This is a genomic window from Chryseobacterium sp. UYP7, assembly GCF_056279225.1.
In genome coordinates this window covers 87,096-102,303 of sequence record NZ_JBWBQW010000001.1, presented here as the reverse complement: position 1 = coordinate 102,303, position 15,208 = coordinate 87,096, and the positions used below count along the sequence as shown (strand labels likewise).

Sequence of the window (15,208 nt, the reverse complement as noted above, 5' to 3'; positions counted from 1 at the left end):
TTTGGAGAAGAATAATTTTTTTCAGCATAAATTTTTAGTTTTAATATTTCTGTGTTTTTCCGCTACGGGCATTTTTGCGCAGGTAATTCCACAAGACAGTACATCGGTAAGAGAAGATTATGCTCTTCCGGATCCTACCCGATATGAAGCGTTTTATGATGTTTCCAGCGGCATGTATTTCCTGTATCCCAAGATCGGAAATTTGGTAGTCGGCAATCCAGTTTCTATGACATCTGCCGAGTATAATCAGTATATGCTTAACAATCAGTTAAGTGCTTATTATAATGAAAAATCTTCAACTAATAATTTAGGATATCGCAGGGATCAAAGTGATGCGGTTAAAAAAGGATTGTTGCCCAGCGTCAATATAAAAAACAAACTTTTCGAATCGATCTTTGGTGGTAATAAAATTGAAATTATTCCCCAAGGTTTCGCCTCTTTCGATATTGGTGGACTTTATCAAAAAATCGATAATCCTTTAATTTTACCTCAAAACAGAACCAGTTTTGCCATTGATATTCAACAGAGAATTCAACTTGGATTACTCGGTAAAGTCGGGGAAAATTTACAACTGAAAGCCAACTACGACACTCAAAGCGGTTTCGCTTTCGAGAACAGAATGAACTTGGTTTGGCAGGCAAAAGGAACGTGGAAAGATTTGCAAAGCAAAGGTTTAGCAGATAAAACCACGGGTGGTGAAGATAAAATCATCAAAAGAGTAGAATTCGGAAATGTAAATATGCCGCTTTCTACGAGTTTAATTCGAGGTTCAGAATCTTTGTTCGGTTTAAAGACAGAATTCCAGCTCGGAAAAACAACGGGAACCTTGGTATTCTCTCAGCAACAGGGCGAATCCCGAAATATTATCGCTCAGGGTGGCGGTATAATGAACACCTTCAAATTAAATGCGATCGATTATGAAGATAATCAGCATTATTATATCGGACATTATTTCTTAGATAATTACGATAAAGCTTTACTGAATTACCCACAAATTAATTCCAGAATCAGCATTACCAGAATTGAAGCCTGGGTTTTAGATCAAGGCTCCGGGAATCTTCAGGATCAGAAAGGGATTTTAGGGATTCGTGATTTGGGTGAAGGACCTTCCGGATATCCAGATAATTCTCAAAATGGACTTTACCAGGGAATTGTAAATTTAGGAACTGGAATTCGGGATGTAAATACGACATACAATGCAATCAACGGACAGTCGTTCCCGAATGCAAATGGTTCACCTGAAACTTATACAGATGGCGAACAGTTTATCTTCAACAGGAAAGCACGGAAATTAAATCAAAACGAATTTACTTACAATCCGCAACTCGGTTACATCTCTCTTAATCAACGTTTGAATGATAATCAGCTTTTATCGGTTGCCTATACTTTTACTTTGAATGGAGACAATAAAGTGTATAAAGTCGGAGAATTTTCTGAAGAAAGTCCGGTCTTAATTACGAAATTGTTGAAATCTAATATTAAAACCACCACTACAACGCCGATGTGGGATTTGATGATGAAAAATATTTATTCATTAAATTCCAATCAGATCAATAGCGACGGTTTTTTACTGAATGTTTATTTACGTGATCCAACGAATGGGAAAGTAAATTACTTACCAAATACACCAGTTCAGGATATCAACCTGCTGAAATTATTCAACTGGGACCGGTTGAATATGAATAACGATTTACAACAAAACGGAACTACAACGGGAGATGGGATTTTCGACTTTGTGCCTGGAATTACGATCGATCCGGAAAATGGGAAGATCATCTTCACCAAAGCAAAACCTTTCGGCGCCTATTTACAGAACGTTTTAGGCAGCAGCGACCCGAAATTTGTATTTAATGAATTATACGATAAGTTTAAAAATGTAGCTTCAGAAAACAGATTGGCTTTAGGATATACGCTTGAAGGTCGTTTTAAAGGTTCTCAGGGAACCGGGATTTCTTTAGGAGCCATCAATGTTCCACAAGGTTCTGTGAAAGTAACTGCGAATGGCGTTCAACTTCAGGAAGGCATCGATTATACCGTAGATTATATGCTGGGTACGGTAAATATCATCAATGAAACTGTGAAACAGTCGGGTCAGGCGATTAATATTTCCCTGGAGAATCAACTAACATTCAATACGCAGCGAAAAAGATTTTTAGGTTTAAATTTAGAAAGACGATTCAATGAACATTTAACGATCGGCGGGACGGTTGTGAATTATGCGGAAACTCCTTTAACCCAGAAAGTAAATTTCGGGCAGGAAGCCGTAAATAATACAATGGCTGGCTTCAATATTTTATACAATAACGAATTGCCCTTCCTTACAAGATTAACTGATAAAATTCCACTGATTAATACAGAAGCACCTTCGAACTTGAGTTTTATGGCAGAAGGAGCTTATCTAATTCCGGGACAAAGTAATGGGATCGGAAACCAGTCTTATATTGATGATTTCGAGCAAACGACTTCGAAAATTTCTTTAAAAGAACCTGCCATGTGGAGTCTGGCTTCAAAACCAGAAAAAAATCCGGAACCTTATTTTGCCAACGCTAATTTAAATGATGATCTGGCGTTCGGAAACGGTAGAGGTCTAATGACCTGGTATAATATTGATCCAAGATTTTACGGGATTGGCGGTAAAGCGCCGAACGGAATTGATGCACTCGCAGTTTCTAATCATGCTTCCAGAAGAGTTCAGACGAAAGAACTATACAATTCCCGTGATTTCGTTGCCGGCGAACAGTTGTTCACCAACACGTTTGACATTAGTTATTTCCCTAATGAAAGAGGGCCTTACAACGTAAATCCAAACAGCGAATCCACTCAGGATCGATGGGCTGGTTTAATGCGGCCCATCTCCGTGTCCAATTTTATTAATTCGAATATCGAATATGTAGAATTCTGGATGATGGATCCTTATGCAGATGGGAATACTTTGGGAGCAAATCCTAAATTATTGCTTCAGTTAGGAAACGTGAGCGAAGATGTTTTAAAAGATGGAAAACTGCAGTATGAAAATGGTTTGCCAACACCAAACGTTCCTGCAAATACAACGACTACAAATTGGGGTGATCAACCAAACCAGTTTCCAATTCTATATGCTTTTTCTACGGAAAATGAAGAAAGAACTGCGCAGGATTTAGGATATGATGGTTTAGGTGCGGAAGGTGAAGCGGCGAAATTTGGTACAAACTTTATTAATCCTGTGAAAAATGTTGAGGATCCTGCCTCTGATGATTTTGTGTTCTACCTTTCTGATCAATTTCAGGGAACACAGGCTTCTTCTTTAACTGAACGATATAAATATTTCCGTGGTCCGGAAGGGAATTCTCAAAGCAATACGCTGGAAGTTGCTACTCAAACGCCGGATGCTGAAGATGTAAACAGAGATTACAATTTAGATCAAAATGAGAATTACACGCAATACACCATCAATCTTGATAAATCAAGCCTTGCTTTAGGTCAGAAGTTTATTGTTGATGAAAAGGAAGTTGATGTGAAATTCCAAAACGGACAAGCCGGGAAAAATAAGTGGTATTTATTCCGTGTCCCTGTTACTCAATTCGATCAGGGTGCAAATGAAGGAGGCGTAAAAGATCTCTCGATCTTGAATAACGTAAGGTTTGCAAGAATGCTTTTAACTGGTTTTGATCAGGCTTCAACAATTCGTTTTGGAACTTTGGATCTGGTTAGAAGTGACTGGAGAAAATACACCAAAGATATCGCGACAAACATTACAGATACCGAAGGAGTAAATCCTGTAGATAACCAGTTCGTTGACGTTGGAAGCGTGAATTTAGAAGAAAACGGATTAAGCCAGCCACCTTACGTTCTTCCTCCGGGGATCGAAAGACAGGTGTTGAGTGGAAACGCTGGTGCACAAAGACAAAATGAGGCTTCTCTTTATATCAAAACAGCGCCGATCGAAGCAAAAACTTCAAAAGGGGTTTTCAAAAATGTAGCTTTAGATATGCGTCGTTACAAAAATTTAGAACTTTTTGTACATGCTGAAGATGTAAGACAGGGCGCACAAAGCACCGGTATCGATAAGGATGCAAAATTCTTTATCCGTTTCGGAAGTGATGCTACCGATAATTATTACGAATACGAAACTTCTTTAAAATATACGCCAAGAAATGCAACCTCACCTTTGGAGATTTGGCCTTCTGAAAATACAGTGAATCTGGAAATTCAGAACTTTGTAGATGCAAAATTAAGAAGGGATCAAAATTCGGCGGTCGTGATCGATCAGCGAACCGAAGATCCGGAATATGCGACCCTGGATCCAGACAAAAAGATCTTTATTAGAGGTCGCCCTAGTTTAGGAAATGTAACGACCATTATGTTGGGTGTTCGAAATAAAGATGCAGTGAAGTCCAAAGATCTGGTTCTTTGGGTGAATGAGATCCGTCTTTCGGAAATTGAAAATAAAGGCGGTTATGCCGGAAACGCGAGTGTGAATTTCAACCTGGGTGATTTTGCTTTGGTTAACGCAAACGCTTCTGTATCTACTATTGGATTTGGTGGAATTACAGAAAAACCTGCCGAAAGATCCCAGTCTGCACTTTCTGCTTTCAGCATCAACACGACCGTAAATGTTGATAAATTTTTACCTGAAAAAATTGGGATGAAGATTCCTGTGAACTATTCTTACACTCAAACAATTGAAGATCCGAAGTATAATCCGTTGGATAACGATGTCACTTTCGATCAGGCTTCGAATAAAGAGGAACTGAAAACAGTTGCCAGAACTTACACGCAACAGAGAAGTTTAGGCGTTGTAAACATGCGCAAGGAGAGAATGAATCCGAACAGAAAACCTAAATTTTACGATATTGAAAATGTTTCGCTGACGACCGTTTACAACGACGATTATTACCGGGATGTTTACACCAAGAAAAATTACCGCCAATATTTGCGGGGTTACGCTGATTACAACTATTCTTTCAAACCTTTTGTTCTGCGTCCTTTCAATAAGTTAGTGAGCGACACGGCGAAATCTTACAAATATTTAAGATGGATCAAAGAGATTAATTTTAATCCGGTGCCGACAAGAGTTTCTTTCCGTACAGAGATTGACCGTAATTATAACGAACTGGAATTTAGAAATATTGAGGCGATCCTTAATGGAAATGGAGGTCAGGATTTTGATGTCATTAAAAACAGAAATTTCTACTTTGGCTGGCAATATGCGCTTGGATTCAACTTCACGAAATCTTTAAAACTGGAAATTAATTCAGCCATGCGAACGCTGAATGATAATTTGAATGTATATGATATGAACAGTAAATCCATCTTCGAAAACCCTTTACGGGCAGGAAGACCGGTTTTATACAATCACAGAGTTCAGCTTAATTATAAGTTCCCTTTTGAATATTTGCCTTATCTGGATTTTGTTAATGCAGAATTGGGTTACGGCTTTACCTATAACTGGAATGCGAGAAGTACCGTGCAAACCAATTTTGTAAATCCCGATACGAACCAATCTGAAAGTTTAGGAAACATTGGTCAAAACACCAATAATATTGTGGCAACGGCTGCAGTAGATGTTCCGAAATTCTTCAGCAAGTTTAAATATTTCCAAAAGATCAATACCACGATGCAGAAACGCAAACAGGAAATTGATTCCCTGAACAATGTATATAATCTGGCTTGGCAGAAAAAGGGCAAGAAGAAAAGTTTTAAAAGCTATAAATTCAAAAATAAACTGAGTCCAATTCAGGGAGTTGCATATGCTTTAACTTCCATTAAACAGATCGATGTTTCTTATAACGAAAACAACGGAACTGTTCTCCCGGGCTTGCTTTCTGCACCAAACTGGTATGGTTACGGACAAACTTTGGGCGGGCCAACTGCAGGTTTCCTTTTAGGTTCGCAGGCAGATATCCGCAGAACGATCATCGAAAATGGTTGGGTCTCTAGTTCCAATTATATGAACGATCCGTATTCCCAAATGAAGAATCAAAACTTTTTGGCGAATGTTCAGGTCGCTCCGATCAACGAATTCCGAATTGATATTAATTTCCTGAAAAATTACAACAGTAATTTTATACAGGGTGGTTACAATGTAGATGCAGATCCAACGAGAGACGGTTTCCAAAACTCCTTCGGTACTGATCTGATCAGCTATTCCAAAACAACGTGGACTTTTAATACTGCCTTTAAAGACGGAAAAAGTATTTACGATACGATGTACGAAAATGCGAAAGAGATCTTTGTACAATCCGGCGGTTCTTACAACGAAACTGACTTCAGAAATGGTCGTGGTTTAGCCGATGCTTACGTTTTAATACCGGCATTCCAGGCGGCCGTTGAAGGCAGATCTGTGAATGGAAGACTTTCGGATCCTAAAAAATCCGGCTTTCCGCTTCCAAACTGGAGAGTGACTTATTCCGGTCTGAAAAACATTCCATTGATCAACAGTCAGTTTTCTAAGTTTGATATTCTTCACGGTTATACTTCAACGTACACTGCGACGGGAATACAGTCGAGTGTTGACTTTTATAACAAAAATAACAATCCAACCGCACCTCAGTTCGATACCTTCGAGAATAAATTTAATCCTTACACCTTCTCTCAGGTTGGATATGTGGAAGCTTTTGCACCACTGATCGGGGCCGATGTTACGATGAGAAATAATATGCAGTTCCGTGCGCAGTACAATCGCGACAGATTGTTTATGCTCGGTTTGGTGAATCAAACATTAACAGAAGATGCCGGAAATGAATACATTGTTGGTTTCGGATATATTCTGAAAGACTTAAAAATGAAAATGAATTTCAAAGGAAAATCAACAACCATTAAAAGTGATTTAAATATTCGTGGCGATTTCTCTTTAAGAGATAGCCAGACCAGAATTACCAATATTCTGCAGAATGATTCGCAGATCACGGGCGGACAAAGAATGATGAGCTTTAAATTTTCTGCAGACTATAACATGTCACAGAATTTTAATCTTCGTTTTTTCTACGATCAACTTATGACGAAATATAAGATTTCTACCGCCTTTCCACTTTCTACGATCAGGGCAGGTTTAACGGCAACGTTTACTTTCGCTGGAAGCGGTGGTTTTTAAAAAAACACTTTAAATAATTTAATGATAAAGTCCCTCTCCTTTCTGGAGAGGGATTTTGGGTAAGGAGAATTAGGGTGAAGATTAAAATTAAATCGTTAATTTTGCGTCTTCATTAATTTATACTATGAATCAAGATATCGATAACGACGACGATGTGTTCACAGGAAAGGATCATACTCCTTTGCGGGAAGATGCTTTCGACAAATCTGCCGACGAAAAAATAGAAATCATCAAACACCATTTTCACCAGATCATGGAAACTTTGGGTCTGGATATGGAAGATGATTCCCTGAAAGATTCGCCAAAACGCGTTGCAAAAATGTATGTGAATGAGATCTTCGGCGGTTTGCTTCCCGAAAATAAACCCGGTATTTCTACCTTTTCAAATAAATACAAATACCGGCAAATGTTGGTAGAAAAAGATATAACGGTTTATTCTTTTTGCGAACATCATTTCCTGCCAATCATTGGGAAAGCGCATGTTGCTTACATCTCCAACGGCAGCGTTATTGGACTTTCGAAAATTAACAGGTTGGTTGATTACTACGCAAAACGTCCGCAAGTTCAGGAAAGGTTGACGATGCAGATCGTTGATGCTCTAAAATCTGCGCTTGGAACTACCGATGTTGCCTGTATTATTGATGCGAAACACTTATGTGTAAATTGTCGTGGAATAAAAGACACGTCAAGTTCAACCATTACAGCAGAGCTCAGCGGGATTTTCCGCACAAATCCAATTACCCGTCAGGAATTCCTTCATTATGTCGGAAGTCACGCGAAACTGGATTAAAAGTGTTGTTCTTAATGAGCGATTCTTTTCTTAATTTTTGTCACAATCTCAATATTATCAAATGCAACTCAAACTATATAACTCCCTTTCCGGCGAAAAAGAAATCTTCAAACCCATTCACGAAAACAGCGTTGGAATGTATGTTTGTGGACCCACCGTTTACAGCAATGTTCATCTGGGGAATGTGCGTACTTTTATGTCTTTCGATTTTATTTACAGAACGTTGATCCATTTGGGATACAAGGTTCGTTACGTTCGAAATATTACGGATGCCGGACATTTAACCGATGATGGCGACGTAAATAACGACCGTTTTGTAAAACAGTCCCGACTGGAAAAGTTAGAACCCATGGAGATCGTGCAAAAATACACGGTAGATTTTCACAAGGTTTTAGAAACTTTTAATCTTCTTCCCCCAACCATTGAGCCAACTGCGACCGGACATATTGTAGAGCAAATAGAATTGACTCAAAAATTAATCGATAAAGGTTTTGCCTACGAAAGTAATGGCTCTGTTTATTTTGATGTTTTGCATTACAACGATTTGGGTATGAATTACGGCGAACTTTCCCGCAGAAATGTAGAGGAGCTTTTTGCCAACACAAGAGATTTAGACGGTCAGTCTGAAAAGAAAAATCCACAGGATTTCGCGCTTTGGAAAGCCGCTTCAAACGCACATATTATGCGTTGGAATTCTCCCTGGGGCGAAGGTTTTCCCGGTTGGCATTTGGAATGTACCGCGATGTCGACCAAATATTTAGGAGAAAAATTCGATATTCACGGTGGTGGAATGGATCTGAAATTTCCGCACCACGAATGTGAAGTTGCTCAGGGAAAAGCCTGTAATGGGACCGAACCCGTAAATTACTGGCTTCATGCGAACATGTTGACCATGAATGGGCAGCGAATGAGTAAATCCACCGGAAATTATATTCTGCCGATGGAACTTGTTTCCGGAAGCAATGATTTTTTTGAGAAACCATTTCATTCTTCTATTGTGCGTTTCAATTTTATGCAGGCTCATTATAGAAGTGTTTTAGATATTTCTAATGAAGCCATGGTCGCAAGTGAAAAAGGATACCAGCGGTTGATGGAAGCGTTTAAATTACTTTCTAATACCGATTTTTCCACTGCTGAAGTTTCCAGTTTTGATGTAAAAGCCTGGAGAGAAAAATGCTATGCTGCGTTGACAGACGATTTCAATTCACCGATATTGATCGCGCATCTTTTCGAGGCCGTTAATTTTATCTTTAAATTAAAAGATGGAAAAGAAACTGTTTCTTCTGACGATTTGGCGGAATTACATAAACTCATGAGTGGTTTTATATTCGATGTGTTAGGTTTACAAAATGTCGAAGAAAATAATAATGAAAAACTTGATAAGACGTTACAGGTTTTAATTGAATTACGAAATCAAGCCCGTAAATCAAAAAATTTCGACCTTTCAGATCAGATCCGTGATCGTTTGCTCGCAGAAGGAATTGAGTTAAAAGATGGAAGAGAAGGAACGAGTTATTCGATTTCGTGAAAATTAAAGTAATCGCTAAATACGTGCTAAAAATTTAAAAGTAACACGTATTTAAAATTCATTTCTTAAATTAAAGAACCATGAGTACAAAATTAACTTTAACAATAGAAAAGTCAGTTATTGAAAAAGCAAAAAAGTATGCTCGTACCCGAGAGAGAAGCCTTTCTGACCTAATTGAAAACTATCTTAAAGCACTGACCAAAGAAGAACCAAAAGATCAGGAAGAATTAACACCAGTGGTTGTATCTCTGAAAGGTTCGTTTAAAATGCCAGACGATTTTGATTATAGAAAGGAATTGACGGAGCAGTTATCTGAAAAACATGTATAATGAATACAGTTTTAATTGATACGGACGTTATTCTTGATTTCTTTTTTGATAGAAAACCCTTACCCTTCTCAGAAGATGCGTCGCAAATCCTTAGTTTATGCGAGAATGGGACTGTAAAAGGTTACGTAACTTCGGTAATGATCAGCAATATTTACTATATTTTAAGAAAGTCTTCTAAACATTATAAAATTATTGAGAGTTTAAAAATGCTTATGAATATAGTTATGTCGCGATCATCGATAAGCAAACTGTTTTAAACGCTTTAAATTCAGATTTTAATGATTTTGAAGACGCTTTGCAAAACTTTTCGGCAATAAATGAAAGTAACATTGAACTTATTATCACAAGAAATTTAAAAGATTACAAAACAAGTAGTTTGGCAGTGATGACTCCCGAGAATTATCTTAAAACATTCAGATAAATTAGCAAAATAGCGTTGCACAAATATTCAACCTCTCATAAATAACTTTTATGAGAGGTTTTTTAATTTTATGAAAAATTAATTCCTCTGAATTAAGGATTTTCAGCATACCTAAAATTTATCTCTGCAATTATCTGTAAATCAGTAATTAAACCTAAAAAATTTACATTAAATTTAATACTGAAAATAGAAAATTTGATCATATTTTTCCTAAATTGCAAATTCAAACGGTAAACTTATGAAACTGTATTTTAGAATTAATTTCAGAACTAAAATGGGAGAGAAACTCCAGCTTTTAGTCATGGAAGAAGGAAGTGAAGATAAATACCACTTTTTAAATTATAACGAGAACGGAAACTGGGATGCAGAAGTCGACTTCTTTTCTAAATCCATCACCTATAAATACCAATTGGTGAACGACGGTGGAACTGTTCTGGATGAAGAATTTTCTGTTCACGAATTAAGTTTTTCCCACAACTACAAAGAATTCTGCATTTATGATGTCTGGAATAAAAAGAATTTCCCTGAAAATTATCTCAATAATAAGATTCTTAAAAATAAATTAAGCGGCTTTAAACCGGAGAAAATGTCGGTTTTGAAAAAGCATACGCATTTATTTCGTCTAGAAGCACCGATTTATCATCCCAACTGGAAAATCGTTTTGCTTGGAAATAGCGAAGCCTTAGGAAACTGGGAATATTTGAAAGCAGTGCAAATGGCGCAAACAGATTTTGGTATTTGGGAAGCTGCTCTCGAATTGCCTGCTGATCAACTTACTCAATACAAATACGGATTATTAAATACCGATTCGGGAGAAGTTTTTGATATTGAATATGGTGACAACCGCTGGGCCTTACCGAATCCCGAAAAGAATATTTTGCAGATAAAAGCGGATCATTTTTTCAAATTCAAATCTTTTGAAATGTATCACGCAGCTGGTGTTGCGATTCCGGTTTTTGCTTTAAGATCTGAAAGCGGTTTCGGCGTCGGTGAATTTCCAGATCTAAAAGTTTTAGCCGATTGGGCAAAACAAACCAACCTTTCAGTTTTGCAGATCTTGCCTATTAATGATACTACTGCAAATTATACCTGGACCGATTCTTATCCTTACGCCGCGATTTCGGTGTATGCACTTCATCCGCAGTATTTATCGATCGATCAATTAGAATATTCTTTGCCGAAAGATTTAGTAAAAGATTTCAATGCAAAAAAATTAGAACTCAACGATTTAAGTTTGATTGACTATGAGCAAATGATTTCCGGAAAATGGAAATACATAAAAGCAATTTTCGATCTTAATAAAGAGAAGATTTTGAAAGACCGCAATTTCAAGAAATTCATGAAAGATAATGAAGAGTGGCTTCTTCCATATTCCGCTTTTTGTGTACAGCGCGACAAGTACAAAACGCCGAATTTCAACGACTGGAAAACACACAAAAAATATATCGCCGGAAAGATTGCACCTTTTTTCAGTGTAAAAAGTAAAGATTATGATACGACTATACTTCATGCCTGGGTTCAGTATCAACTTCATTTACAATTGAAAGACGCGATCGATTATACACATCAGCTGGGAGTTTCTGTAAAAGGAGATCTTCCCATTGGAATTTATCGTTATTCCGTAGAAGCCTGGACGGAACCGGAACTTTTTGGAATGGATTTCCAGGCTGGAGCGCCACCCGATCAGTTTACCGATTTAGGACAGAACTGGGAATTTCCCACTTATAATTGGGAAGCCATGAAGAAAGATGGTTATCGCTGGTGGAAAAACCGTTTCAAAGCTTTAGAGCAGTATTTTGACGCGATGAGAATTGATCATATCCTCGGTTTTTTTAGGATCTGGAGAATGCCAATGAGCGCGACTCAAGGAATTTTAGGATATTTTTATCCCGCAATTCCGGTGCGATTGGAAGAATTCCAGGCCAGAAATATCCCTTTTAATGAAGATCGATATTGCAAACCTTTTATCAATGATCAAATTCTTTGGGACTATTTTGGAGATGAAAGAGATGCGATCCACAATCAGTTCATGAACAATCATTTTAATGGAATGTATTCCTTTAAAGAAGAATTTGATACGCAAAGAAAACTCTCGGATCATTTTAAGCAAACCCCGATCGGTTGGGCAGAAGAACAGTTAATTTCTTTGTGCGCAAATGTACTTTTCTTACCGGAAGAAACTGAAAACGGTGACATAGTTTATCATCCAAGGTTTAATATTAATAAAACCAAATCTTTCCAATATCTTTCTGACTGGGAACAGAAAGCAGTTTCTGATCTGTATGTAGATTACTTCTTCAAGCGGCAAGATGGACTTTGGTATCAGAAAGCCATGGAGAAACTGCCCGTGATTTTAAATTCAACCGACATGCTGATTTGTGGTGAAGATCTGGGATTGGTTCCGGATTCTGTTCCACAAGTAATGGATCGATTGGGAATCACAGCTTTGAAAGTTCAAAGAATGCCTTCCGAGAATATTCCTTGGTATAACCCGAAAAACGCAGGATATTTGAATGTGGTTACGGCAAGTTCCCACGACAGTTCAACGTTGCGCCAGTGGTGGCATGAAGACCGAACTTTAACTCAGGAATATTTTAACAAACAGCTTGGTCAATCGGGAACTGCACCCTGGAATTTAGAACCGCAACTCGCGGAGATCATTATGAAGCAACATCTTTATAATGATGCGATGTTGACGATTTTCCCAATTCAGGAATTTTTGGCCACAGATTTTGAATTAAGCAATGCAAATATCGATGAAGAAAGAATTAACAATCCCGCGGTTTTTCCACATTACTGGAGATATAGGATGCATTTAAATGTAGAAGATCTTTTAAAGAAGGACGATTTTAATCAAAAAATCAGCGGTTGGGTCAAAGATTCAAACAGAATTTAAAAAGAAATAAAAATATTTTTAGAATAATCTGTAAAAAATTATCAAATTTTAAGGTTTGATAATCAGTGATTTATCTTACTGAGAAGAGAAGTTGAAATTTTGGTTTTAACTTCTCTTTTTTTTTTGCATCAAATAAGGTAGCGAGGCTTGTAAAACCTTTGTTTAAAAGGACTTAACTGAATTCTATTTAAAATGGTGGCATGCTTTTCTAATAGTAAAATGTAATTAACAAAAGCAAATTTATATAAAATGAAAAAAATACTTTTTGGATTATCGGTGTTTTTATCAGCATTGATTTCCGCGCAGAATTATCCGGATTATTATCCGAGCAATACAAATAACAATACTAATAATGGTTATTATGGCGACGAAGAAGATTCCTTCTATTTTCCTGATGATTATTATTACGAATATCCTTCCGATTATTATACCAACGATTTTTATCAAAGTTCTTACAATGATTACAGAAGCAGTATTTACGATGTGAACTGGAACCGTTTATTTAGAACATACAGATTAGCACCGTGGCAGATTGATCAGATTATGAGGTTAAATGACAGCTATTCTTCTTACAATTCATGGAGTTCTTATTATAGATATAATCCAGACCGTTGGTATTACGACCGATTTTACGCTTTAGAAAGAATTTTGGGGCCACGGGTTTTTGTTATCTTCCAGAACAATTATTATAATGGATACAATCCTGTAGTTTACTATCAAAATTACAGAAGACAGCACTACGTTACCAATATTTACGTTGTCCCAAGATACCGAAACATTAATGTTAACAGATATAGAGTAGATAGAACGCAATATCATCAAACCAATCCAAGAACTGAAATAGGTTTCACAAATACTCCAAGAACGGGGAATGGAAACTGGCAAAATAATTCTTCGAACGGTGGTTTTAGAAATGATGCGGCATTGCCCAGCAGCTCCAATAATAATGGATTTAGAAATGATGCGAACTTGCCTAATAACAGTAATGGCGGTTTTCGGTCAGAAAATAAAGTACAGAATCAAAACCTACCACAGAACAGAAATAATGGAATAAGAAATAATTCCGGAATAAGAACAGAAACTACCGCGCCAAGAAATAATGGAAACATTAGAAATAATGACGCGGGAATAAGAAATACGAGTCCGCAGCAGAAAATAGATCGTAATTCAGGTTCTCAAAGGAAGCAGGCTCCAGCAACCAGAAGTATAAATTCTTCCGGACAGAGATTTACCTCTCAGTAATGTTAGTTTTATAGTTAATAATGAAGAAGAGCAGTTGTCAGAAACTGCTCTTTTTTTTCTAAAAATTGGAAGGTAAGTTGGTAGAATTTATGATGAACAGACTAAAAGTAAAAAGTAGAAATTTTACCATTAATTTATTTTAACAAAAATTTATAATTCCTCTGTTTAACTAAGGTGTAAATAATTTATCAAAACATCAAATAACAACAAAATAATAAAAATGAAAAATTTAATTTTAAGCACAGCTTTCTTAGCGATAGGAACATTTGCAATGGCTCAACAAAACAGAGCAAATATGCAACAAAAAGATCCCGCAAAAATGGAGCAGAAAAGAGCAGACAAGATGAAAATGATGCAGACCGAATTAAATCTTTCTACGACGCAAGTTGCACAGATCACAGAATTACAGAATAAAAAGATGGCAGAAAGAAAGCAGAATGCACCGCAAATGCAGGCGCAGAGAAAAGCCAGAATGGATATGATGAAATCTAAAAATGATCAATGGAATACAGAGATGAAACAGATTTTGACTCCAGATCAGTACCAAAAATGGGAAGCTAAAAAACACGATAAAATGCAGAACAGACATCATAAAATGCAAAATCATCAAATGATGAAAACATCTGCGAAAAACTAGTTCATAATTTTAATTTTTTTTAAGGTGAGCGGAAAATTTATTTTCCGCTTTTTTTGTACGCTAACTGCGAATTATATATATTTGGACAAAACAAATTTATGATATCGAACGGAATTGATGATTTTCTTAATAATCACATAGTAGAAAACCAATATGCCGACCGATATAATTTTTAATTAATAGTGATTCAGAAAGTGGAATCTTTTCCTTTGAAAAACAGCTATTTATTTTGCAACCATAATTACTAATTCTTTTTCCTTCAGGAATTGATGAATGAGTTTTCCATTTCAAAT

The 15,208-nt window shown here is 36.8% G+C and carries 8 protein-coding genes; all 8 read left to right on the top strand.

Annotated features, from left to right (window positions below; genetic code table 11):
* Position 1 precedes the first annotated feature (1 nt).
* The 8 genes from sov (at position 2) to ACZ9HT_RS00435 (ending at position 14,915) form a co-directional block, all read left to right on the top strand.
* Complete coding sequence (gene sov, locus ACZ9HT_RS00470) at positions 2 to 7,072, top strand: T9SS outer membrane translocon Sov/SprA (protein ID WP_476038466.1); 7,071 nt, start codon at positions 2 to 4, stop codon at positions 7,070 to 7,072.
* 124 nt (positions 7,073 to 7,196) lie between these two features.
* Positions 7,197 to 7,862: a GTP cyclohydrolase I FolE gene (folE, locus tag ACZ9HT_RS00465; RefSeq protein ID WP_476038465.1), complete on the top strand. Its 666-nt coding sequence runs from the start codon at positions 7,197 to 7,199 to the stop codon at positions 7,860 to 7,862.
* 61 nt (positions 7,863 to 7,923) lie between these two features.
* Positions 7,924 to 9,390: a cysteine--tRNA ligase gene (gene cysS, locus ACZ9HT_RS00460; protein WP_476038464.1), complete on the top strand. Its 1,467-nt coding sequence runs from the start codon at positions 7,924 to 7,926 to the stop codon at positions 9,388 to 9,390.
* An 80-nt stretch (positions 9,391 to 9,470) separates the two neighbouring features.
* Positions 9,471 to 9,719, top strand: a complete 249-nt coding sequence (locus tag ACZ9HT_RS00455; protein WP_476038463.1) for a DUF6364 family protein — start codon at positions 9,471 to 9,473, stop codon at positions 9,717 to 9,719.
* Positions 9,719 to 9,976 carry a type II toxin-antitoxin system VapC family toxin gene (locus tag ACZ9HT_RS00450; protein ID WP_476038462.1) on the top strand — a complete coding sequence of 86 codons (258 nt, stop codon included), beginning with the start codon at positions 9,719 to 9,721 and terminating at the stop codon, positions 9,974 to 9,976. The genes ACZ9HT_RS00455 and ACZ9HT_RS00450 overlap by 1 nt, the downstream gene beginning before the upstream one ends.
* Before the next feature lie 402 nt (positions 9,977 to 10,378).
* Positions 10,379 to 13,036 carry a 4-alpha-glucanotransferase gene (locus tag ACZ9HT_RS00445; protein WP_476038461.1) on the top strand — a complete coding sequence of 886 codons (2,658 nt, stop codon included), beginning with the start codon at positions 10,379 to 10,381 and terminating at the stop codon, positions 13,034 to 13,036.
* A gap of 249 nt (positions 13,037 to 13,285) precedes the next feature.
* Positions 13,286 to 14,278 carry a hypothetical protein gene (locus ACZ9HT_RS00440; protein ID WP_476038460.1) on the top strand — a complete coding sequence of 331 codons (993 nt, stop codon included), beginning with the start codon at positions 13,286 to 13,288 and terminating at the stop codon, positions 14,276 to 14,278.
* Positions 14,279 to 14,498: 220 nt separating this feature from the next.
* Positions 14,499 to 14,915 carry a hypothetical protein gene (locus ACZ9HT_RS00435; protein WP_476038459.1) on the top strand — a complete coding sequence of 139 codons (417 nt, stop codon included), beginning with the start codon at positions 14,499 to 14,501 and terminating at the stop codon, positions 14,913 to 14,915.
* Positions 14,916 to 15,208: the final 293 nt, after the last annotated feature.

Coding starts and splice junctions, on each gene's coding strand:
- ACZ9HT_RS00440 (WP_476038460.1), top strand. CDS start 13,286: ATGAAAAAAATACTTTTTGGATTATCGGTGTTTTTATCAGCATTGATT.
- ACZ9HT_RS00450 (WP_476038462.1), top strand. CDS start 9,719: ATGAATACAGTTTTAATTGATACGGACGTTATTCTTGATTTCTTTTTT.
- cysS (WP_476038464.1), top strand. CDS start 7,924: ATGCAACTCAAACTATATAACTCCCTTTCCGGCGAAAAAGAAATCTTC.
- ACZ9HT_RS00445 (WP_476038461.1), top strand. CDS start 10,379: ATGAAACTGTATTTTAGAATTAATTTCAGAACTAAAATGGGAGAGAAA.
- ACZ9HT_RS00435 (WP_476038459.1), top strand. CDS start 14,499: ATGAAAAATTTAATTTTAAGCACAGCTTTCTTAGCGATAGGAACATTT.
- ACZ9HT_RS00455 (WP_476038463.1), top strand. CDS start 9,471: ATGAGTACAAAATTAACTTTAACAATAGAAAAGTCAGTTATTGAAAAA.
- folE (WP_476038465.1), top strand. CDS start 7,197: ATGAATCAAGATATCGATAACGACGACGATGTGTTCACAGGAAAGGAT.